General features: G+C 53.8%; 18 protein-coding genes. 13 read left to right on the top strand and 5 right to left on the bottom strand.

Annotation, left to right across the window (positions count from 1 at the left end; translation table 11 throughout):
* The first annotated feature begins 3 nt into the window (after positions 1-3).
* The 3 genes from lon (at position 4) to CXF87_RS13960 (ending at position 4,832) form a co-directional block, all read left to right on the top strand.
* Positions 4-2,415, top strand: a complete 2,412-nt coding sequence (gene lon / locus CXF87_RS13970; RefSeq protein WP_101147027.1) for an endopeptidase La — start codon at positions 4-6, stop codon at positions 2,413-2,415.
* Positions 2,416-2,612: 197 nt separating this feature from the next.
* Positions 2,613-2,885 carry an HU family DNA-binding protein gene (locus CXF87_RS13965; RefSeq protein WP_007114333.1) on the top strand — a complete coding sequence of 91 codons (273 nt, stop codon included), beginning with the start codon at positions 2,613-2,615 and terminating at the stop codon, positions 2,883-2,885.
* Positions 2,886-3,011: 126 nt separating this feature from the next.
* The gene (locus CXF87_RS13960) at positions 3,012-4,832 is read left to right on the top strand and encodes a SurA N-terminal domain-containing protein (protein ID WP_101147026.1); all 1,821 of its coding nucleotides are present in this window, start codon (positions 3,012-3,014) and stop codon (positions 4,830-4,832) included.
* Positions 4,833-4,898: 66 nt separating this feature from the next.
* Here the strand turns inward: CXF87_RS13960 and CXF87_RS13955 are convergent, their stop codons facing one another.
* The 3 genes from CXF87_RS13955 to CXF87_RS22295 are packed head-to-tail and all read right to left on the bottom strand — an operon-like array spanning position 4,899 to position 6,280.
* Positions 4,899-5,672, bottom strand: a complete 774-nt coding sequence (locus tag CXF87_RS13955) for a UDP-2,3-diacylglucosamine diphosphatase (protein ID WP_101147025.1) — start codon at positions 5,670-5,672, stop codon at positions 4,899-4,901.
* A 13-nt stretch (positions 5,673-5,685) separates the two neighbouring features.
* The gene (locus CXF87_RS13950) at positions 5,686-6,186 is read right to left on the bottom strand and encodes a peptidylprolyl isomerase (RefSeq protein WP_101147024.1); all 501 of its coding nucleotides are present in this window, start codon (positions 6,184-6,186) and stop codon (positions 5,686-5,688) included.
* Positions 6,158-6,280 carry a hypothetical protein gene (locus tag CXF87_RS22295; RefSeq protein ID WP_008956874.1) on the bottom strand — a complete coding sequence of 41 codons (123 nt, stop codon included), beginning with the start codon at positions 6,278-6,280 and terminating at the stop codon, positions 6,158-6,160. The genes CXF87_RS13950 and CXF87_RS22295 overlap by 29 nt, the downstream gene beginning before the upstream one ends.
* A 61-nt stretch (positions 6,281-6,341) precedes the next feature.
* Here CXF87_RS22295 and CXF87_RS13945 point away from each other — a divergent pair, with 61 nt between their 5' ends.
* The 10 genes from CXF87_RS13945 to CXF87_RS13900 all read left to right on the top strand — a co-directional run bounded on the left by CXF87_RS13945 (position 6,342) and on the right by CXF87_RS13900 (position 18,901).
* The gene (locus CXF87_RS13945; RefSeq protein WP_101147023.1) at positions 6,342-8,021 is read left to right on the top strand and encodes a glutamine--tRNA ligase/YqeY domain fusion protein; all 1,680 of its coding nucleotides are present in this window, start codon (positions 6,342-6,344) and stop codon (positions 8,019-8,021) included.
* 26 nt (positions 8,022-8,047) lie between these two features.
* Entirely contained in the window at positions 8,048-9,442 is a 1,395-nt protein-coding gene (gene cysS, locus CXF87_RS13940) for a cysteine--tRNA ligase (RefSeq protein WP_198556111.1), read from the top strand.
* A gap of 100 nt (positions 9,443-9,542) precedes the next feature.
* Positions 9,543-10,469 (top strand): glycine betaine ABC transporter substrate-binding protein OsmF, encoded by a 927-nt coding sequence (gene osmF, locus CXF87_RS13935; protein ID WP_008956877.1) that lies wholly within the window; start codon positions 9,543-9,545, stop codon positions 10,467-10,469.
* Positions 10,470-10,496: 27 nt separating this feature from the next.
* Positions 10,497-11,696, top strand: a complete 1,200-nt coding sequence (locus tag CXF87_RS13930; protein ID WP_101147021.1) for an ABC transporter permease — start codon at positions 10,497-10,499, stop codon at positions 11,694-11,696.
* Positions 11,693-12,655 (top strand): ABC transporter ATP-binding protein, encoded by a 963-nt coding sequence (locus CXF87_RS13925; RefSeq protein ID WP_035555597.1) that lies wholly within the window; start codon positions 11,693-11,695, stop codon positions 12,653-12,655. Before CXF87_RS13930 ends, CXF87_RS13925 begins: the two co-directional genes overlap by 4 nt.
* Positions 12,648-13,421 (top strand): ABC transporter permease, encoded by a 774-nt coding sequence (locus tag CXF87_RS13920; RefSeq protein WP_101147020.1) that lies wholly within the window; start codon positions 12,648-12,650, stop codon positions 13,419-13,421. Before CXF87_RS13925 ends, CXF87_RS13920 begins: the two co-directional genes overlap by 8 nt.
* 135 nt (positions 13,422-13,556) lie before the next feature.
* The gene (locus CXF87_RS13915; RefSeq protein ID WP_008956881.1) at positions 13,557-14,759 is read left to right on the top strand and encodes a thiamine pyrophosphate-dependent dehydrogenase E1 component subunit alpha; all 1,203 of its coding nucleotides are present in this window, start codon (positions 13,557-13,559) and stop codon (positions 14,757-14,759) included.
* 1 nt (position 14,760) lies between these two features.
* Positions 14,761-15,738 carry an alpha-ketoacid dehydrogenase subunit beta gene (locus CXF87_RS13910; protein WP_101147019.1) on the top strand — a complete coding sequence of 326 codons (978 nt, stop codon included), beginning with the start codon at positions 14,761-14,763 and terminating at the stop codon, positions 15,736-15,738.
* 20 nt (positions 15,739-15,758) lie between these two features.
* Positions 15,759-17,027 (top strand): 2-oxo acid dehydrogenase subunit E2, encoded by a 1,269-nt coding sequence (locus CXF87_RS13905; RefSeq protein WP_101147018.1) that lies wholly within the window; start codon positions 15,759-15,761, stop codon positions 17,025-17,027.
* Between the two features lie 11 nt (positions 17,028-17,038).
* Complete coding sequence (locus tag CXF87_RS13900) at positions 17,039-18,901, top strand: serine/threonine protein kinase (protein WP_101147017.1); 1,863 nt, start codon at positions 17,039-17,041, stop codon at positions 18,899-18,901.
* 25 nt (positions 18,902-18,926) lie between these two features.
* Here CXF87_RS13900 and CXF87_RS13895 read toward each other — a convergent pair whose 3' ends face one another.
* Complete coding sequence (locus CXF87_RS13895; protein ID WP_101147016.1) at positions 18,927-19,553, bottom strand: ABC-type transport auxiliary lipoprotein family protein; 627 nt, start codon at positions 19,551-19,553, stop codon at positions 18,927-18,929.
* Positions 19,550-20,491, bottom strand: a complete 942-nt coding sequence (locus CXF87_RS13890) for an MlaD family protein (RefSeq protein WP_101147015.1) — start codon at positions 20,489-20,491, stop codon at positions 19,550-19,552. Before CXF87_RS13890 ends, CXF87_RS13895 begins: the two co-directional genes overlap by 4 nt.

Raw genomic sequence — 20,491 nt, 5'->3', positions numbered from 1 at the left:
GCGATGCAGCAGAACGCCGAACAGACACAATGTCTACCCCTTTTACCGTTGCGCGATGTGGTCGTTTATCCGCAAATGGTAATACCCCTTTTTGTTGGTCGTGAAAAATCTATCCAGGCGCTTGAAGCAGCGATGGAGGCTGATAAGCGTGTATTGCTGGTGGCTCAACGTGAAGCGTCTCAGGATGAGCCGGATAACGCTGATCTTTATTCTATGGGTACCGTGGCTGACATTATGCAGCTGCTCAAGCTTCCTGATGGCACGGTTAAAGTACTCATTGAGGGTAATTTTCGAGCGGATGTACTAAGTGTCGATGAGAATGAAGCTGGCTACACGCAGGCACACTTAACACCCCGAGAGAGTGAGCCGCTTACCAGTCGTGAACAAGAAGCGCTGGTTCGCGTATTACTCAATCAGTTTGAGCAGTACGTCAAGCTGTCTAAGAAAGTCCCTAACGAGGTACTTAACTCGTTATCAGGGATTGAAGACCCAAGCCGCTTGGTGGACACCATTTGTGCTCATCTGTCGCTGAAGATTGGTGATAAGCAGGAATTGCTTGAGATGGATCGTGTGCGCGATCGTATTGAGCACCTGATGGCGCTGATTGAGTCTGAAATCGATCTGTTGCAAGTGGAGAAGCGCATCCGCTCGCGGGTTAAAGAGCAGATGGAGAAAACCCAGCGCGAGTACTATCTCAATGAGCAGATGAAAGCCATCCAGAAGGAAATGGGTGAGCTGGATAATGTGCCCAACGAGGCTGAAAAGTACGAGCTGGCGATTAAAGAGTCCGGTATGCCCAAAGAGGCATCTGAGAAAGCCACGCAAGAGCTTAACAAGCTCAAAATGATGGCTTCAAATTCCGCTGAAGCAACCGTTGTGCGATCTTATCTGGATTGGCTAGTCGCGGTGCCCTGGAAGAAGCGCACACGTGTGAAGCATGATCTCGTCAAAGCTCAGCAAGTGCTGGATGAAGATCATTACGGCCTCGAAGAGGTAAAAGCGCGCATCCTAGAGTATCTTGCCGTGCAGAAGCGGGTGCGCAAGATGAAAGGGCCTGTATTATGTTTAGTGGGCCCGCCTGGGGTGGGTAAAACCTCTCTCGGCCAATCTATCGCCCGTGCCACCAATCGTAAGTATGTGCGTTTGGCCCTAGGTGGCGTTCGCGATGAGTCAGAAATTCGCGGCCATCGCCGCACCTATATCGGGTCGCTGCCCGGTAAATTGATGCAGCGGATGAGCCGTGCTGGGGTTAAAAATCCCCTGTTCTTGCTTGATGAGGTCGACAAGCTTGGCATGGATCATCGCGGCGATCCTGCCTCTGCGTTACTTGAAGTGCTTGATCCTGAGCAAAATAACAGCTTTAGCGATCACTATCTGGAGCTCGATTACGATCTTTCAGAAACACTATTCATCTGTACGGCTAATTCGATGAATATTCCTAGCGCGCTTCTAGACCGTATGGAGATTATTCGTCTGCCGGGTTACACGGAAGATGAAAAACTGGCCATCGCTAAGCGGTACTTGTTGCCCAAGCAGTTAGCAGCAAACGGTTTGAAGAGCGATGAGTTAACGCTGGAAGATAGCGCACTTTTAGAGCTTATTCGCTATTACACTCGTGAAGCAGGTGTGCGTGAGCTTGAACGTCAGATCGCCAAAGTGTCGCGTAAAGTGCTACGTGAACGCCTTGAAAATGAGCGTGACCCTACATCTGATCAAGATGGTCAGAGCTTAACGGCTGAACAGATAGAGCACTATGCAGGGGTGCGTCGCTATAGTTACGGTCTGGCTGAGCAAGAAGATCAAATTGGCCGAGTCACTGGGCTTGCCTGGACATCGGTCGGTGGCGAATTGCTTAATATTGAGTCAGTGGTTACGCCGGGTAAGGGGCGAATTAACAAAACTGGCTCGCTCGGCGATGTCATGAAAGAGTCGGTAAGCGCTGCACACACCGTGGTTAGAGCTAGAGCACAAGCGTATGGTATTGATCCTGAGCGGTTCGAAAAAGAGGATCTGCATATCCACGTACCCGAAGGCGCCACACCGAAGGATGGCCCCAGTGCGGGTATTGCCATGGTGACCGCTATCGTTTCTGCTTACACCCAGCGGGCGGTACGTTGTGATGTGGCAATGACCGGTGAGGTCAATCTGCGCGGTGAAGTGTTGCCCATCGGCGGTCTGAAGGAGAAATTGCTGGCAGCACGCCGCGGTGGTATAAAGACAGTGTTAATTCCTGAAGAAAACCGTCGTGATCTCAAGGAGGTACCTGACAATATCAAAGGTGCACTTGATATTCGTCCGGTACGTTGGATAGATGATGTCTTAGCCGTAGCGCTAGCTGATAAGGTAGAAGAGGGTGCACCGTTGAAAAGCACCGACGCATCGTATAGTAATACCGTAGTTGCTAGTACTCATTAAGCTGTTAAAGCCCTCTTTGGTCTTTAATTTTACTTAATATTTTGTGTCCGCTGCTTTGTGTGGCGGGTATCTTACAGCATGGTTGCTTGACAGGTGTTTCAAGGCGTTGCTATAAAACGCAGCTATGCTTTGATCGTTGTACCTATCGGTGACCGTGCCGTTCAGAGCCATTTTTTGAAACAGTCAAGGGGTGAAGAGTGAATAAGTCCGAGCTGATTGAAGCCATTGCCGCGTCTGCAGATATTCCGAAAGCAGCGGCAACCCGCGCATTGGATGCCATGGTGGAGTCTGTCACCGATAGCCTTAAGAAGGGCGAAAGCGTATCACTAGTAGGCTTTGGTACCTTCGCAATCAAAGAACGTGCTGCACGCACTGGCCGCAACCCGCAAACGGGACAGCCAATCCAGATCAGTGCCGCCAAAGTACCCAGCTTCAAAGCAGGTAAAGCGCTGAAAGACGCCGTCAACTAATTTGACCGCGTTTGCTGTAACCTAATGGGCGCATCGCATAGGCGATGCGCCCATGTTATTTTCTGGCCCTCTATTTGTTAGGATTTAGCGGGTCGATGTATTTGGCTGTGACTATCTGAGGCTAGTATGCTGCAAAGTATTCGAGATGGCTCCAGGAGCTGGGGTGCCAAAATTATTATCGGTGTTATGGTCGCGGCCATGGCGCTTTTCGGGATTGAATCACTGTTCGGGCTTTTTGGCAGCGATCCAGACGAAGTTGCAAGTGTCAACGGGCAGCCAATTATGCGTCAGCAGGTTGAGCTCGGGGTGCAGCGCGCTTTACGCTCAGGGCAGGTGCCGCCTGAACAAGAGCGAGCCCTACGCAGCGACATGCTTGACCAGCTCATCACCCAGGAGCTGTTATCCCAGTACGCAGAAGAGGGTGGTTTTGCTGTTTCAGAAGAGCAACTTGATCAACTGATAGTCAGTCTGCCTGAGTTCCATGATCAGGATGGTCGTTTTTCTGCTGAAGTTTTTCGTAACCGCTTAGCGGGCGCGGGCTATACGCCATTATCTTTTCGTGAAGAATTGCGCGTCGATATCCAGCGACAGCATTTACAGCAGGGCCTAGCCTTCAGCGATTTTAGCTTACCCAATGAGCAAGAGCGCCTAGCAGAGTTGCAGCGTCAGGAGCGGAGCTTACGCTATGTGGTGCTAGATGGTGACGACGTCGAGGCTGATGTCACTATCAGTGAAGACGACCTGCAAGCCTATTATGATGCCCACCAAGAGCGCTATGAGCGCCCAGAACAGGTACGTCTTGAGTATGTGGTAGTTGATCGTCAGGCAATGGCAGAAGGCCGCGATGTTGATGAAGAGGCGCTACGCGATGCATGGCGCGAACAGAATCGTGACGCTGATCGCCAAGTCTCGCATATCATGATCACCTTTGGTGACGAACGTACTCGTGACGAAGCTCAGGAAATGGCCGAAACAGCTAGGCAAGCATTGGATAGCGGTGAATCGTTTGCCGATACCGCTCTGCGCTACTCTGATGATACGGCCAGTGCCGAAGAGGGTGGGGATCTTGGGGTAATCAGCCGTGGCTTCTTTGGGGATAGCTTTGATGAAGCAGCATTCTCTTTAGAAGAGGGTGATGTATCCCAGCCGGTTGAACTGGATAATGCTTTTCACATTATTCAGGTGGCGGATATTCAAGGCCCAACATTTGAAGAGCAGCGCGATGAGTTGGCGCGGGAAGTGGCGCTGAGCGATGTTGATGATGAATTTAATCAGCGAGTTCAGCAGCTAATTGATGAAAGCTTCGCAGCTGATGATTTGCAAAGCGTTGCTGAAAGCATTGGTCTTACCCTTAATGAGAGCGATTGGCTTGCCCGTGATGATGAAGTTGAAGGCGTTTTATCCGAGCCTGGTGTGATGTCAGCGGCGTTCAGCAACGACGTGCTGGAAGAGGGTTATAACAGTGAAGTTATCGAGTTAGACCAAGATCGTCGGATGGTGCTGCGTGTTGCTGAACAGCGCGATGCAACGTTACTGCCTCTGGATGAGGTCCGCGAGGAGGTCGAAATATCCGTCGCCGCTGAGCAGCAGCAGCAAGCATTGCGTGAAGAGGCGCAATCACTGCTTTCAGAACTGCAGGCAGGTGAGGAGTTGGATATCAATTGGCTCGAAGCTAACAACGTTAGTCGCCAAGCCGATACCACCGTACCTCAAACCATTGTTCAAGAAGCTTTCCGCATGCCACGGCCTGATGAGGGTGAGAGCGTTTATCATGCCGTTGAACTGCCTCAAGGCGTTGCCATTGTAGCGTTGGATAGCGTTACTGACGGTGAAATTGATGAGCAGATGGAAACGTTTGTCTCACAAATGGCAGAACAACTGCGTGCTCAATCGATCCTGCAGGGATTGATTGATGATTTGCGCAGTGACGCAGACATAGAGCGGTAGAATCTTTTAAGCAAGCCCAAAAAAGCCGATCGCGAGATCGGCTTTTTTTATACCCGTAAACTGCGGTTAGGTGTCAGGTAATTCGGTGAAAGAGAACTGACGCAAGCTTGGCGCGGTGTGATCTGAGCGCTCAACCACGATATCCCAGCCACGTTGGCTATCCCAATCACCTAACACATAACGTTTGGCGGGTACTTCTTCAACCGTCAGGTCATGTACGTGGGGGCGGTGAGTGTGACCATGAATCATAGTGGCAACACCAAACCGCTCCATCAACAAAATGACTTCCTGCTGTGTCACATCCATGATTGCCTCAGCTTTATTGGCGTTAGCCTCGCCCGACTGCATACGTAGGCTTTTGGCCAGCTCTAGACGTTGTTCCAGCGGTAGAGCCAATATCTGAGTTTGCCACTCTGGGTTGCGCGACTGCTGACGGAAAGCCATGTAGGCTTCATCTTGGGTGCATAAACTATCGCCATGAAGAAGTACCACGGGCACCCCCTGAATCTCGACTTCCTCAATGTCAGATAGCAGCATCGCCTGGCAAGCGTTAACAAAGCGCTCGCCGAGTAAAAAGTCACGGTTGCCATGCATCAAATAAACAGTGGTACCGTCACTGCTAAGCTTGTGCAACCGCTTGATAACCTCTTGAGCCACAATGCTGAGCGGATGGTCCGTGGCATCCAGAAGGTCATCACCCATCCAGGCATCAAAAAGGTCGCCCAGAATATAAAGAGCATCGGCTCCTGGGGCAGTATGTTCTAGGTAGCGGTAAAACCCCTGATTAATCTCAGGGGTGTCGCTACTTAGATGCAGGTCGGCAACAAGCAATGTGCGCATAAAGCTCCCAGTGTCATTCCGCTTCCTTCACATAAGCGCGTTCGATGATCACGTCTTCAGCGGGTACATCGGCATGCATGCCACGGCGTGTAGTGGCCACGTTTTTAATCTCGTTGACCACCTCCATACCGCCAACGACTTCGCCAAACACCGCATAGCCCCAGCCTTGAAGACTTTTACCGCTGTGATCCAGAAAGCTATTGTCGCCCACATTAATGAAAAACTGCGCAGTGGCAGAATGCGGGTCTTGGGTGCGAGCCATGGCTAGCGTACCGATAGTGTTTTTTAAGCCGTTGTCAGCTTCGTTATCGATCGGGTCACGGGTTGGCTTCTGCTCAAAGTCTTTATCAAAACCGCCGCCTTGGACCATGAATCCGTCAATCACCCGATGAAATAGGGTGCCGTCATAAAATCCGTCGCGAACGTACTGCTCAAAATTCGCCGCGCTAATCGGCGCTTTTTCATGGTTAAGCTCGATGGTGATGTCACCGTGGTTCGTCTGTAATACGATCATTGATAAATTCCTGTTCAATAAAGGCGTTCGCCTTGGCGCTGTGCATCGGCGTCACGTTATAATAACGGTTTTGCCCTGCACCGCGAAGTGCCATAGGAGTATCCTATGTTCTCACGGCTCAGTACGCCATCCACCACGAGGTTATCAACACCACCATGACCAACGAGACCACCCCAGCGCCGAACTTCATTCGCAACCAAGTACGCGACGAAATCGAGGGCGGCCAGGTCACTAAAATCGTGACACGCTTCCCCCCCGAGCCCAACGGCTTTTTGCACATCGGCCATGCAAAGTCGATCTGTCTCAATTTCGGGCTGGCGGAGCAAATGGGTGGCGAATGTCATCTACGTTTTGATGATACCAATCCGGCGAAAGAAGAACAGGCATACATCGATGCCATCAAAGAGGATGTCACTTGGCTAGGCTTTGAATGGGCAGGTCCTGTGCGTTTTGCTTCCGACTACTTCGACCAACTCTATGCTTGGGCGCAGCACTTGATGCGAGAAGGAAAAGCCTACGTGGACGACCTTTCGCCGGATGAAATTCGCGAGTACCGCGGCACACTAACGGCGCCGGGTACCCCTAGCCCTTACCGTGAGCGCAGCGCCGAAGAGAACCTTGATCTGCTTGCGCGAATGCGCGAAGGCGAGTTTGGTGAAAGTGAAAAGGTCGTGCGCGCTAAAATCGATATGGCGTCACCTAATATCAACCTACGCGACCCCATCCTTTACCGCATCCGACATGCCAGCCATCACCAAACGGGCGATAAGTGGAAAATCTACCCCTCGTACGATTTCACCCATGGTCAGTCGGATGCCATTGAAGGGGTTACGCACTCGATCTGTACCCTGGAATTTGAAGATCACCGCCCACTGTATGAGTGGTTTTTAAACAACCTTCCTGTGCCCGCCAAGCCGCGCCAAATTGAATTTTCCCGTCTCAATCTTGATTACACGTTAACCTCCAAGCGCAAGTTGAAGCTGTTGGTAGACGAAAAGATTGTCGATGGATGGGATGATCCGCGGATGCCGACGATCTCCGGTATGCGTCGCCGCGGCTACACACCAGCCTCTATCCGCAAATTCTGCGAGATGATCGGCGTCACCCGTGCCGACGGTGGCTTGGTCGATATCGCCATGTTGACCCACGCGATTCGCTCGGATCTTGAAGACAATGCGCCGCGCGCCATGTGTGTGTTAAAGCCGCTGAAAGTCGTGCTCACCAATGTGCCGGAAGATCACGAAGAGATGTATGAAGTGCCGGGGCATCCTGCACGTGAAGATATGACGATGCGCAAGGTGCCCTTTACTCGGGAGCTTTACATCGATCAAGACGACTTTATGGAAGATGCTCCTAAGAAGTTCTTCCGCCTCGCGCCAGGTAAAGAAGTACGTCTACGCAATAGCTATGTGATTCGCTGTGACGAGGTAATTAAGGACGCGGCCGGTGACATCAGAGAGCTGCATTGTTCAGTGGATTTCGATACGCTGGGCAAAAATCCTGAAGGTCGCAAGGTGAAAGGGGTTATTCATTGGGTAAGCGCTGCCCACGGCGTGCCGGTGGAAGTGCGCCTGTATGACAACCTGTTCACCGTTGAGCAGCCAGATCGTGACAAAGATGTCGACTTCCTAGAGCACTTAAATCCGGAATCGCTGGTCGTTTGTCAGGCAATTGGCGAGCCAAGCCTTGCGGAGGCCACGCCCGAGTCACGCTTCCAGTTCGAGCGCGTTGGTTACTTCTGTGCAGATCGTCATGATTCCACACCAGAGCATTTAGTGTTTAACCGCACCGTGGGATTAAAAGATAGCTGGGCAAAAATCAAGCAGAAGGGCTAAAGGCCAGGAAAAACATGGATAGCCATATGCATATTTACAATACGCTGACGCGTCGCAAAGAACTTTTCACCCCGCTTGAAGCGGGAAAAGTCAGTATGTATGTCTGCGGCATGACGGTGTATGACTATTGCCATCTTGGTCATGCCCGCGTCATGGTCGCCTTTGACGTCATCACCCGCTACCTGCGTGAGCGTGGCTACGATGTTAACTATGTGCGCAACATTACCGATATTGATGACAAGATACTCAAGCGCGCCGACGAAAATGGTGAAAGCATCACCGCGCTAACCGAGCGCATGATTGCCGCCATGCACGAAGATGAAGCGCGTCTGTTTGTTTTGCCACCGACTCATGAGCCCCGCGCCACCGGTCATATCGACGATATCGTGGCAATGATTGAAACGCTGATTGCAAAAGGCTTTGCCTATGCGGCCGATAACGGCGATGTTTACTACCGTGTACGCAAGTTTGCCAATTACGGCAAGCTCAATAATCGCCAGCTAGACGATATGCGCTCTGGTGCTCGGGTGGATGTTGATGTTCATAAAGAAGATCCACTCGACTTTGTACTTTGGAAGGCTGCAAAACCGGGTGAGGCCCACTGGTCGTCGCCGTGGGGTAATGGGCGTCCCGGCTGGCACATCGAGTGCTCGGCGATGTCGACCTGCTGCTTGGGTGACACCTTCGATATTCACGGTGGCGGGCCGGATCTAACCTTTCCGCATCATGAAAATGAGATTGCGCAAAGCGAAGCGGCCACCGGCAAGACCTACGTCAACACCTGGATGCACGCTGGGGCAGTGCGGGTGAACAAGGAGAAGATGTCCAAATCTCTGGGCAACTTCTTCACCATTCGCGATGTACTGGCCGAACACGACCCTGAAGTGGTGCGCTTTCTGCTGGTGGCCAGTCACTACCGTAGCCCGATCAACTATTCGGTGGACTCACTGACCGAAGCACGCAAATCGCTGACACGTTTATACACAGCGCTAGAAGGCGTCGACACTGACGCTATTGCCAGCAGTGAAGCATCCCCTTACCGAGAGCGTTTTACTCAGGTCATGGACGATGACTTCAACACGCCTGAAGCGTTGGCAGTCATGTTTGAGCTGGCGCGTGAAGTCAATCGCGCCAAGCAGGAGCAGCCCGACGAGGCCGCTAGGCTTGGGGGCGAGCTCAAGCAGCTAGGGGCTATTTTGGGGCTGCTTCAGCAGGCGCCGCAAATTTTCCTGAAAGGCACGCAGCAACAGGGTATGCCGCTTAGCGAAAGCGAGATTGAAGCGAAAATTGCTCAACGTATTGAGGCGAAAGCGAATAAGGACTTCGCTCAGGCGGATGCGATTCGCGATGAGCTCTCGGCCCTAGGGATTATTCTTAAAGACTCACGCGAAGGTACTTCTTGGGTGTTAGAAGCACCTTAAACGCCGATGGCTTTATCTTAGGCTCTGACTTAAACGCTGATGGCTCTTATACTTCATAAGAGCCTCAGTAAAAAAAGCCCACTTCAAAAGGAATTCCAAGATGCGCTTTTCAGCTAATCCTATCATTGCTAAGCCCCTAATCGTTGCTTGCGCCGTATCCGTTATTTCCCTTTCCCAGGCCAGCGCCAATGAGCCGGTAGTGGTGTCCTCCAAGATCGACACGGAAGGGTCGGTGTTGGGTGAGCTGATCATTCAGACCTTGGAACGCAACGATATTGCTACCGAAAACCGCTTGCAGCTTGGTGGTACTAGTGTTGTGCGGTCGGCATTAGAAGCTGGCGAAATTGATGTGTACCCTGAGTACACGGGCAATGGTGCCTTCTTTTTTGATATGGCCGACAGTCCAGTGTGGAACGATGCGGATCAAGCGTTTGAAACCGTTAAAGAGCGTGACGCGGAACAAGACTTGGTCTGGCTGCAGCCAGCTAGCGCTAACAACACCTGGGCAATGAGTGTCCGCGAAGACGTAGCCACTGAAAATGAATTGGTCAGTTTAGAAGACCTCGCGGCCTATCTGGCGGAAGGGGGGGAGTTCAAATTCGCCGCCAGCGCTGAATTTGTGGAATCCGCACAGGCGTTACCTGCGTTTCAGGAAGCCTACGGTTTTGAATTGAGCGATGAGCAACTGCTAGTGCTGTCGGGTGGCAATACTGCTGCCACCATGCGTGCCGCCGCCCAGCAAACCAGTGGCGTTAACGCCGCCATGACTTATGGCACCGACGGTGGCTTAAGTGCACTGGGTCTGGTCGTACTGGAAGATACTAAAGGTGTGCAGCCCGTATACCAGCCTGCCCCCGTGGTGCGTGAAAGCGTGCTGGAAACGTATCCCGAAATGGAAGCGCTGCTCAACGAGGTCTTTGCCACCCTTGATCTGGTCACTCTCCAAACGCTAAATGCAGATGTCGCCGTTAACGGGCTGTCACCGACCCAAGTGGCCAGCGACTATCTGGATGCGCTAGCTGATTAATGTGTTTATGCCTGGGATAACTAATTAATGTCGTTATTGGATGCATTGCCCACCCCTCGGCTTCGCTGGGATGGGCGGCACCCTAACACTGTGCTTGTTAGCCTCAGTCTTATCATGCTGGCCGCATTCTGGGGTTTGGACGTGGTTAGCATGGCTCCCAATCGGATTGTTCAGGGAACGAGCTACGGCGCGCTTGAGGCCTTAGGCTGGCCCGGCGCGCTATTAGCCACATTACTGCTCAGTTTCATTGGCATATTAGCGTGGCAACCGAATCACTGGCACTATCGCGCTCTGTTAGCGGCAGTAATGACCTTGATGGCACTCATGCCCGTGGGGTTAATTGCCAGCAGCTATTTACTGATTGATCCTGAACTGCCCCAGGCGCGTTTGGGCCTGGGGGCAGCGTATTGGGTAGTGCTGTTTGTATTACTACTGTGCTTAATTGAAATACGCTTACGCTTAAAGCTCACACGTCTCTGGCCTACGCTGCTGTTATGTGGCGTGGCGTTGGTGTGGTGGCTGTGTGCAACTTTGTGGCTGGATAGCCTTGCCCTGGTGCAGGAGTTTAAGGCGCGTGATCGGCAGTTTCTGAGAGCTATTGGTCAGCACGTGACGCTGGTTGGGGCTGCCGTCAGTATTAGCGTGGTGGTTGGCTTAGTACTAGCGATGCTGATGCGCCGCTATGCACGGCTGCAGAAAGGCGCTTTCGCAGTACTCAATTTTCTACAAACCATTCCCAGTCTCGCCTTGTTTGGCCTGCTACTGGCGCCGCTTGCTTGGCTTGCTGCCAACGTACCATTGCTAGGCCGGCTTGGCGTCAGCGGGATCGGTACGACGCCTGCCTTGATCGCACTGATTGCCTATAGCCTGCTCCCCATGGTGCGTAACACCTATATCGCTCTTGAAGAAGTAAGCCCCGATACCCTGGAAGCCGCCAAGGGGATGGGAATGCGTGCTGGCCAGCGTTTTTGGCAGGTGCGGCTACCGCTGGCGCTGCCGGTGCTACTTGAAGGGGTGCGTATTACCACGGTTCAGGCCATTGGTCTCACTGCCGTAGCCGCTTTGATCGGGGCGGGTGGGCTTGGCACCTTTATTTTTCAGGGCCTGGGTCAAGCAGCCATGGACATGGTTCTGCTCGGCGCATTGCCTATTTTAATGCTGGCTCTGGTCGTGGATGCGGGCTTGGGCGCCCTGGCAGAAGTACTGCGCCCCGGAGGAACACGATGATTGAGCTTTCCCATGTCTCAAAGCGATTTGGTGAAGAAACCGCGGTGGATGATATTTCACTGCGTGTGCCGAAGGGCAAGTTTTGTGCGCTGGTCGGCACCTCCGGCTGCGGTAAATCCACCACCCTGCGCATGATCAATCGCTTAATCGAGCATAGCGAGGGTGACATTATTCTGGATGGCCAAGCCATTGAGGTGTATGACCCGGTAAAACTACGTCGCCGGATTGGTTATGTCATTCAGCACACCGGTTTGTTCCCTCACTGGAACGTGGCGCGCAATATTGGTCTGGTACCACGGTTATTGAAGTGGTCAGCCGCCGATGTCCAGGGGCGGGTTGAAGAGTTGATGGACTTGCTAGGCTTGCCTGTCGGGGAGTTTGCGCATAAATATCCTCACCAGCTTTCAGGTGGGCAGGCGCAACGAGTCGGGGTGGCAAGGGCATTGGCCGCCGACCCCGATATTTTGCTGATGGACGAACCTTTCGGCGCCCTTGATCCGATTACCCGTGAAAAGCTTCAGGATGAGCTGGCCAAACTACAGGCGCGGCTGCACAAAACGGTGGTCTTCGTGACCCATGACATGGATGAAGCCCTCAAGCTAGCAGATCATTTGGTGGTGATGCGCGAAGGGCGAATAGTGCAGCAAGGTTCTCCGCTGGCGCTGTTGCAACAGCCAGCCGACTCGTTTGTCGAGTCATTGCTAGGGGGGCTCGAACGGGGGCTCAAACAGGCTGCTTTAACCCGCGTTAAAGACCACATGACCTCCATGGGGCCGACTCTGCCCGCCCAATCACGGATTCCTGCAGATTTCTCACTACGTCAGGCGCTTTCCATGATGCTACGCGACCATAGCGATAGGCTTACAGTTGTCGATCAGCACGATGTCCCCATTGGCGAGCTATCGCTGCGCAGGATCATCAAGGAAGCACAACTGGATAAAGGAAGTGCGCGTGAGTAATTCGCTGAGTATCGCGCAGCCACGTAAAAGAGCCCCGCTGTGGCTTTGGCCACTGGTGTGGGGAACACTGCTGCTGCTCAGCGTTGTGGCCATGTCTGCTGCCGAGCCACTGTTTCGCTGGATAGAACCTGATGCCAGGCAGGTGATTTATGACCGTGCTGATTTCTATGTACTGCTGGGCCGCCACCTCCTTGTGGTGGGCATAGCGGCGCTTGTGACCGTTGTTGTAGGCGTCTCAGCTGGCATTGTGGTGACTCGCGAGCGTGGCAGCGATTTTTTGCCGCTGGTCGGCCAGTTGGCCTCGCTGGGACAAACCTTTCCGCCGGTGGCCGTGCTGGCGCTGGCGGTACCTGTGCTCGGATTTGGTACTTTGCCCATCATTGTCGCCTTGATGCTGTATGGCATGCTGCCCATCGTGCGTAATACGCTTGCCGGACTGCAGGAGGTTGATATCGACATAAAGACCGCCGCACACGCCATGGGCATGACGCCGACTCAGACATTGCGGTATGTCGAGCTGCCGCTGGCGGCCCCGGTCATCCTGGCGGGCATTCGCACCTCCGTCACCATTAATATCGCCACGGCTGCTCTGGGGGCGACTGTTGGGGCCAGTAACCTTGGCGACCCGATTATCTCCGGCATCGTTAACGGCAATATGGCCTATGTCGTTCAGGGGGCGTTGACCATTGCACTATTGGCATTGACGGTCGACAGCCTATTTGAAGTGCTGCAACAACCACTGCGTTCTCGTCTCTCTGCGGCTTAAGTTGTATCCCTAAAGTTCTTGTGCTGCGTTACTGTCGCAGTAGTTGTATTTGACTCATGCCAGATAAATCCACTGGCAAAAATGGTCAATACCAACAACACTGCCCTCAAAAGGGGTAAAACAAGGACAATAATGATGACTGAGTACGTGCACCAGCCGGACTTCATGACCGGCGACGAATTTTCGATTCCCACCTTTAGCCTGCTTTGTCCGGAAGGCGAGCTACATGACGGCGCCATTGAACCGGCGCTTGAGCGTGATCATGCCCGGCGCATTTACCAGGCAATGCTGGCCACGCGTATTCTCGACGAACGAATGATGGCAGCCCAGCGTCAGGGGCGGCTTAGTTTCTATATGCAGTGTACGGGGGAAGAGGCCGCCGTAGTGGGCGCAACTGCCGCGCTTGATGATGCCGACATGATCATGGCCCAGTACCGCGAGCAGGGCGCTCTGATGTATCGCGGCTTCTCAATCGATGAATTTATGAACCAGCTGTTTGGCAACGAGTTGGACTACGGCAAAGGCCGCCAAATGCCGATCCACTATGGATCCCGCAAGCTGCACTACATGACCATCTCTTCCCCCCTGGCTACGCAAATTCCACAGGCCACGGGCTACGCCTATGGGCAAAAACTTGCTGGTGATGGTCACTGTACGCTGACCTTCTTTGGCGAAGGTGCTGCTTCCGAAGGCGATTTCCACGCCGCACTCAATATGGCCTCAGTACATCAGGTGCCAGTGATTTTCTTCTGCCGTAACAACGGCTATGCCATTTCCACGCCTGCCGTAGAGCAGTTCGCCGCTGATGGTATTGCCCCACGAGCATTTGGTTACCATATGCACGTGATACGCGTGGACGGCAATGACGTGTTGGCGGTCTATGAGGCCACTCGTCAGGCGCGCAAGATTGCCGTTGAGCGTAACCAGCCTGTCTTGATCGAGGCCATGAGTTATCGTCTGGCTGCTCACTCCTCTTCGGATGACCCCTCCGGCTATCGTTCAAAGGATGAAGAAGAGATATGGCGCGCCAAAGACCCCGTGCTGCGGCTAAAAAAATGGCTGTTAAAAAAGCAGTGGTGGAGTGAGGAAGAGGAGAGTAGCCAGCAAGAAGCCCTGCGCCGGGAAGTGCTCGAGACATTAAAGCGTGCCGAGAAGCGCGCATCGCCCCCGCTTGAGAGCTTGATCAGCGATGTCTATGCCGACATTACACCTGCGCTGCAGCGTCAGTTTGACCAGTTGAAGCGCCATATTCGCCGCTATCCAGAAGCTTATCCACGAGGTGCGCAGTCGTTGGACTTAGACGTTGGCACCGACACTGATCCGCAGGGAGAGGCGTAACATGGCCACTATGAATATGCTTCAGGCGATCAATAACGCCCTGGATATCGCCATGGCAGAGGATGAAAAAGTCATTTGCTTTGGTGAAGACGTGGGGATTTTCGGCGGCGTCTTCCGAGCGACAAGCCATTTGCAGGAGAAGTACGGCAAGGCTCGCTGCTTCAACACACCGCTGGTCGAACAGGGCATTATCGGCTTTGCCAATGGTTTGGCGGCCCAAGGCTCGGTACCAGTCGCGGAAATCCAGTTTGCTGACTATATCTTTCCCGCGTTCGACCAAATCGTTAACGAAACGGCCAAGTTCCGCTATCGCTCGGGGGATCTGTTTAATGTGGGTGGGCTGACCATTCGTACCCCATACGGCGGCGGCATCGCCGGCGGGCTCTACCACTCTCAATCCCCGGAAGCCTATTTCACCCATACCCCCGGTTTGAAAGTGGTCGTACCGCGTAACCCCTATCAAGCCAAGGGACTGCTGCTTGCCGCCATTCGGGATCCGGACCCGGTATTGTTTCTGGAGCCCAAGCGGCTTTACCGCGCATCGGTAGGCGAAGTGCCCGAAGAGGATTATCAACTGCCAATTGGTGAGGCCGAGATCACCAAGGAGGGCACCGATATTACCGTGGTCGGTTGGGGCGCACAGATGGAAGTCATCGGCAAGGCGGTTGAAATGGCCGAGGAGCAGGGTATCGCCTGTGAAGTGATCGACCTGCGTTCACTACTGCCCTGGGATGCGGATACGGTGGCGGAATCGGTGCTCAAGACCGGTCGCCTAGTTGTTAGCCATGAAGCACCCTTAACCGGCGGTTTTGCCGGTGAAATTGCCGCTACCATTCAGGAACGTTGTTTCCTCTACCTTGAATCGCCCATTGCCCGGGTCACAGGGCTGGATACGCCTTTTCCTTTGGTGCTGGAGAAAGAGTATCTGCCCGATCACCTGAAGATTTTTGAAGCGATTCGCGAAAGCGTCAACTTTTAGCGCTGAGGAGGAGAACAACAATGAGCGATTTTTTACTGCCCGATATTGGCGAAGGCATTGTCGAGTGCGAAGTCGTCGAATGGCGCGTCGCTGAAGGCGATCAAATTGAAGAAGACCAGCCCATCGTTGAAGTCATGACCGACAAAGCGCTGGTGGAAATTACCGCCCACGAAGCCGGTGTCGTTACCAAGCTGTATGTGGCTCAGGGTCAGATTGCCAAGGTGCATGCTCCCTTATACGCCTATCAGGCCGAAGGAGAAGTACAAGCCGAGCCCAGCAAACCGGAAGTTACGCCGGATGCCTTACCGTCTACGCCAATCACTAGTACCGATGCGGCAACGGATAGAGCTGCAGCGCACACAGCCGTAGCGCCAACCGCGCCAACGTTGGCCACCCACGGGAAAGTACCCGCCAGCCCCGCGGTGCGAAGATTGGTGCGAGAGCATCAGCTCAATCTGACCGATATCGCAGGCAGTGGTAAAGATGGTCGTGTGCTTAAGGAAGACGTATTGGCGCACCTTGAACAGCCTGCTGGCGCAGCCATGACATCGTCGCAGGCTGTTCCATCTAGTAGTGTAGAGGAAGCGCCCAGGGTGGAGCCGTTACGCGGCGTGCGGGCGGTAATGGCCAAACGAATGGTGGAGTCGGCCAGCACGATTCCTCATTTTCATTATGGTGAAGAGATTGACGTAACAGCGCTGTTGGCAATGCGTGAGCGTTTGAAACCAGTGGCAGAGTCAAAAGGCGAGCGGCTAACGCTAATGCCGTTCTTTATGAAAGCCATGGCGTTAGCGATCTCAGAAGAACCCATTGTAAACGCACAGTTAAATGCGGCGGGTGACGCGCTGCACTACTTCTCCCAGTGTAATATCGGCATGGCAGTGGATAGCAAGGCAGGCCTCATGGTGCCCAATGTCAAACGCGTCGAACGCTTATCCTTGCTTGAGATTGCCCGGGAAGTGGCGCGGCTAACTACGGCGGCACGGGAAGGACGCGTTGATCAAGCGGATCTTAAAGGCGGAACCATCAGTATTTCCAATATTGGTGCGCTCGGTGGCACCTACGCGGCTCCTATCATCAACGCACCGGAAGCCGCTATCGTTGCTATAGGTAAAACACAGTGGCTGCCCAGGTTCGATGCGAAGGGCGAGGTTCAGCGACGTGCCATCATGACCATTACCTGGGCAGGGGATCATCGCTTCATCGATGGCGGCACCATTGCGCGCTTCTGTAATAGCTGGAAGGGCTTTCTGGAAGATCCCGAGACCATGTTGCTTCACTTGGGTTAGCAAGGCGACTTATGTCCCAGGCACCGCTTCAGCAGTTTTATATCCCCGAAGAGCAGTCGGTTTATCTGTTGAGCCATCATGATGCCCGCAAGCTCAAGGACTGGGTGGCGCTGTGCCAGGCGCAGCTCACCCAGCTGGGTTACCAGGGTATCGAACTGATCGGCAAGGGGGCCTATGGCTTTGTATTCGGCGGTAGTGCACCCCACCAGGGGGCTAACGCTCATTATGTCTTCAAGTTCTCGCGTATTACCCTACCGACGCATCTGCAGGAGCGCCTTGAGGAGGAGGCGTTCATGCTCGGCCAGGTGTCGCACCCGCGAATCCCCGGCTTGATTGCCTACCAGCGCTCACGAGGGCAGTCGATCCTTGTGATGGGGCGTGCCTCCGGCTGGAATCTCGAGCAGGTGTCGCTGCGGCAAGGGCGACTCCCTCCACGCTTAATCGTGCGTATCGCGTCGCAGCTGGCGGATATCCTCATTGCGCTGCGCCGGGAGTCTGGCCGCCAGGCGCGTCCCGTCGTACACGGAGATATCAAGCCCTCCAATTTGGTCTTTGACCCTGAACAAGAGGTGATTGCCCTGATTGACTGGGGCTCATCGGTCTTTGCCCAGCTGGACGCCCAACTGCAGTTTGTGGGCGCCAATGTCATGGAGCTGATGTCGGATAATCTGCAGCAGACCAATGCCCGCCTGGGCGATGTCTACTTTATTGGCGAAGAGCAGTTAAACGGCGCACTGTCATCGCCGCGGTTCGATGAGCAGGGTGCAGCGGGCACCCTGTATGCGCTGGCGTCGGCGCAGTCGTGTCGATTTGGCCATCGGGCGATTCCCGCCAGTTCGCTGGGGTTACCGATGGAGTTTGCCCGCACCCTGGATGGCATGCTCGACCCTGACCCGCAGGTGCGGCGTAAAGCGGGCGACTACTTTTTAACCCATATGCCGCGAATGGCCAGAGTCGTAATGATCGATCTGCCTACATCGCTCCATGTACCGCTGGTGCCGGTATGGGCGCGCCCCGCGCATCAGGAGATCGATACCGTGGTCTACAGCTCTCGCAAAGCCTTCCTGCGCGAAGCCTTTTCACAGGAAGAGCACGCTCAAGAAACCCTGAATGATGTCAATGATGTGCAGTTAGATCGCTACTACAAACAGTTTATGCAGGGGATGGGGGAAACCGAAAAGGCCTTTTTGGTGTCGGTGAGCCGCCTGGGCAAATATCCGGTGGTGGGGGGCTTGGCGGTTCGCTGGGAGCGTGAAGGTGTGTATATCGATTCGTCGTTAAATTTACATGATCCGACGCTGAAGCCTGCCTTTATTGAAGCGGTTAATAATATGGTGCATCTGGCGCGGGCAATTCATCGCCAAGGGGTATTTAAAAGCTGCCTGTTTAATGCCCGCCAGACGCTTCATTTAGAACGTGCTTCTGTCGATGAGGCATTTGTCAGCGAACCCAGCATGTCGATAGGTTATGAGTTGAGCGCAGTACCGGAGCTTGAAGATCGCACCCGTCAGCACAGCTATTTCGAAGATGGCCCCGACCCAGAAGAGCTGTTAGCTCTGCCCGAGACGATTATGCATGTGCTGCAGCAGCTCAATGATATTCACCATACCGGCATGATCATTTTTGAAGCGCTGCCACAGCACCTCAAAATACATAGCTACTATCGTCTGCTGGATCCGGCTCGAGAGGGCGAGTTCCGTACGCTGCTGGCGCGCATTCTCGCCTCGGTAGACCAAATCGAGGGCCTAGGCGTCTCGGGCTACATGAAAATGCCCTACAAGGACACTCGATACTTCACTCATCTTGAAAGTCAGCCGGAACGCTACTACCCCCGCGACCCGCGGGAGTATGCCCGCAGGGCAACAACGTCCTAATCACGCTGGCTTAGTTAATGCTAGCTTAATCAAGGGTATTAGCTACCTGCTGATTGGCTAGCCAGTTGACCAGCTGCTCAGTAAGGTCGTCACTAGCAGCACCAAATGCATCAACCACATCAGGAATATCGGTGCTTATAGCTTGCGCGCTGGTGGTGAAGCTTTGAGTCGCAATTGAAGCGCGGTTTTGAGTGCTGACGAGCTGAACATCAAGCTGAACTTTCACCGTGGGCGGATGGGTAGCGTAGTCGCTCTGAAAGTGACGTAGTTCGCTGAGCAGCAGTCGCTCGGAAGGTAGGCTATCGCTACCCACGCTGGCAAATAGGCGGCTCTGCTGTAGCCCCGTGATCAAACGCGACTGAAGCAAGTCAGGGGCATCCTCCTGCCAGCGGGCACCTTCATACACATTAACGATATTGCCCTCTGGGTAGACCACAATGCGGTTGCTACTCAGTAAATGTCCCGCCTGGGGAGCAGCCACCGCGAGGCGTTGACGGGTTGTTATAGCATCGGATGACGGGGTAACGGGCTGCACATCGCTACTGGGCAGACGATACAGCGTCGCTGGTTCATTTTCGGGCAATATTGAACAGCCACTGCTGATTAGCAACGTAGCGCAAACTAAAACGATAACGATAGGGCGCAAAGTCATGGACGGAATTCCTCTACTTGATCACGGCCCAGGATAAAGTCCGTTGGGCTCTCCTCTAGCTGACGAGTAATACGATCCAGCGTAGCGAGCGTGGAGCGAAGCGAAGAGAGCGCCGGGGCAATATCCTGCGCACCCTGCAGGCTGCCTTCGATGGCACCAGCGTTAGTTTCCACTAACTGCTCAATGCGTTGAGCCGCCCGGGCCACATCGCGACTCGCATCAGCGGCGCTCTCCATTACCAGACGACCATCTTGACGCAGCAGCTGTGTCGCTTCCTGGCTAAGTGCGTCGATGCTGCTGAGTGTGGTCGTCGCTTGGCGAGTGGCTTCGCCGAAAAGCGCCATATTCTGATCCAGGGCGTCCTGCTGGGCGGCAATCATTTCGGTAATCTGAGCAATGTTGGTTAAAATATTGCCTGCCTGAGCGCGGTTGTTATCGTCAAACAGCTCGTTAACGTTTTTCAGGATTGAGTTGATGTTCTCGATCATATCTTCGCCTTCATCGAACAGCGTGGCGATGGGCGAAGGGTCTGCGCGTATAAACGGCGCTTCGATATCGGTTTGATCAATCAGCAGCGGGGCTTCAGGGGTGCCGCCGTGGAGTTGCACGGACATGCTGCCGGTGATGCTGGCAAAGGCAAGTTTTGCCCGAGTGTCTGTCTTGACCGGTGCGTCATCGTAAACGCGGATATGGGCAATCACTTGCCGAGGGTCATCGGGATTGAGGTTAAGCTCGGTGACGTCCCCCACCTCAATACCGTTATATTGTACTCGGCTGCCGACCGATAAGCCGCTAACGCTGCGCTCAAATAGAATGCGGTAAGGCTGGTAGCTACGTTCGCCTGCTGCATAGCTCATCCATAGCGCAAACAGCAGCGCCGCTGCGGCGGTGCCCAGCGTGAATAAACCGATTAACACGTGATGCGCGCGGGTTTCCAT

This window comes from Halomonas sp. MES3-P3E (assembly GCF_002836035.1).
Taxonomy (GTDB): Bacteria; Pseudomonadota; Gammaproteobacteria; order Pseudomonadales; family Halomonadaceae; genus Vreelandella; species Vreelandella arctica.
This window is presented reverse-complemented; position numbering and strand designations above follow the sequence as displayed.

Excerpts from the sequence above, each read along its gene's own strand:
- CXF87_RS13910 (WP_101147019.1), top strand. The coding sequence starts at position 14,761 with ATGGCCACTATGAATATGCTTCAGGCGATCAATAACGCCCTGGATATC.
- CXF87_RS13915 (WP_008956881.1), top strand. The coding sequence starts at position 13,557 with ATGACTGAGTACGTGCACCAGCCGGACTTCATGACCGGCGACGAATTT.
- CXF87_RS13945 (WP_101147023.1), top strand. The coding sequence starts at position 6,342 with ATGACCAACGAGACCACCCCAGCGCCGAACTTCATTCGCAACCAAGTA.
- CXF87_RS13890 (WP_101147015.1), bottom strand. The coding sequence starts at position 20,491 with ATGGAAACCCGCGCGCATCACGTGTTAATCGGTTTATTCACGCTGGGC.
- CXF87_RS13900 (WP_101147017.1), top strand. The coding sequence starts at position 17,039 with ATGTCCCAGGCACCGCTTCAGCAGTTTTATATCCCCGAAGAGCAGTCG.
- lon (WP_101147027.1), top strand. The coding sequence starts at position 4 with ATGCAGCAGAACGCCGAACAGACACAATGTCTACCCCTTTTACCGTTG.
- CXF87_RS22295 (WP_008956874.1), bottom strand. The coding sequence starts at position 6,280 with ATGGCACTTCGCGGTGCAGGGCAAAACCGTTATTATAACGTGACGCCG.
- CXF87_RS13950 (WP_101147024.1), bottom strand. The coding sequence starts at position 6,186 with ATGATCGTATTACAGACGAACCACGGTGACATCACCATCGAGCTTAAC.
- CXF87_RS13960 (WP_101147026.1), top strand. The coding sequence starts at position 3,012 with ATGCTGCAAAGTATTCGAGATGGCTCCAGGAGCTGGGGTGCCAAAATT.
- CXF87_RS13925 (WP_035555597.1), top strand. The coding sequence starts at position 11,693 with ATGATTGAGCTTTCCCATGTCTCAAAGCGATTTGGTGAAGAAACCGCG.
- CXF87_RS13930 (WP_101147021.1), top strand. The coding sequence starts at position 10,497 with ATGTCGTTATTGGATGCATTGCCCACCCCTCGGCTTCGCTGGGATGGG.
- cysS (WP_198556111.1), top strand. The coding sequence starts at position 8,048 with ATGCATATTTACAATACGCTGACGCGTCGCAAAGAACTTTTCACCCCG.
- osmF (WP_008956877.1), top strand. The coding sequence starts at position 9,543 with ATGCGCTTTTCAGCTAATCCTATCATTGCTAAGCCCCTAATCGTTGCT.
- CXF87_RS13955 (WP_101147025.1), bottom strand. The coding sequence starts at position 5,672 with ATGCGCACATTGCTTGTTGCCGACCTGCATCTAAGTAGCGACACCCCT.
- CXF87_RS13895 (WP_101147016.1), bottom strand. The coding sequence starts at position 19,553 with ATGACTTTGCGCCCTATCGTTATCGTTTTAGTTTGCGCTACGTTGCTA.
- CXF87_RS13905 (WP_101147018.1), top strand. The coding sequence starts at position 15,759 with ATGAGCGATTTTTTACTGCCCGATATTGGCGAAGGCATTGTCGAGTGC.